We start from the raw sequence: 610 nt of genomic DNA on the forward strand, positions 1-610 counted from the left end.
GGACTGATGAGATATCCGATTCTACGGCTAACGCGGAAAGGATATTTTATATCCTTCAGAAGCAGGGCTATTTTATTGATCCGGGATGTGACCCCGTAAAGAAGAATATCCGCCCTTTTATGAAAAACAGTGGAAATAAAGATAATCCCATAAAATGGGGAATTTCCCACTTTATGAAAGATATTGAGGAACAGTGGCTTAAATAATTTATATAAATACGCAACACTTAAAATTAAAAAAAAATGGAACGGAAATTTTTAAAGACAGCGGCTAAAAAGCCTTACATGATTGACAACAACGAAGGTATAAATTTCAGCCTACAGGTGGTAACGCCTAAGATTGACGGGATTCCGGCACAAAAGGAGCTCTTATTCCTGGCCGGGGATATCATACCTGATGGACTGACAAAAGACGGATCTTTGGTTATATCCGTTACGAAGGATGATGCAAGGAAACTCATTGACAGGCTTATAAGGCTTGCAGATGAATTATAACAGGCATAACGGATATTTTATGGGTTGCAGCAGGGTGTTTTACATCCTGCTGCAACTATCCGGTAAACGACAGGAGCTTAGTCCTGGAATAGTTTAAATACCTCTGACAGCTTCCC

Annotated in this window: 2 protein-coding genes; both read left to right on the forward strand. The window is 39.8% G+C overall.

Annotated features, from left to right (window positions below):
• A partial coding sequence (locus ACFO6W_RS23620) for a hypothetical protein (protein WP_380001148.1) occupies positions 1 to 206 on the forward strand: 206 nt, incomplete at its 5' end.
• Between the two features lie 36 nt (positions 207 to 242).
• Complete coding sequence (locus ACFO6W_RS23625; protein ID WP_380001150.1) at positions 243 to 494, forward strand: hypothetical protein; 252 nt, start codon at positions 243 to 245, stop codon at positions 492 to 494.
• Positions 495 to 610 lie beyond the last annotated feature (116 nt).

This window comes from Dysgonomonas termitidis (assembly GCF_042654545.1).
Lineage (GTDB): Bacteria > Bacteroidota > Bacteroidia > Bacteroidales > Dysgonomonadaceae > Dysgonomonas > Dysgonomonas termitidis.

Bases quoted from the DNA above. Each gene is read 5' to 3' on its own strand.
- ACFO6W_RS23625 (WP_380001150.1), top strand. From the start codon at position 243: ATGGAACGGAAATTTTTAAAGACAGCGGCTAAAAAGCCTTACATGATT.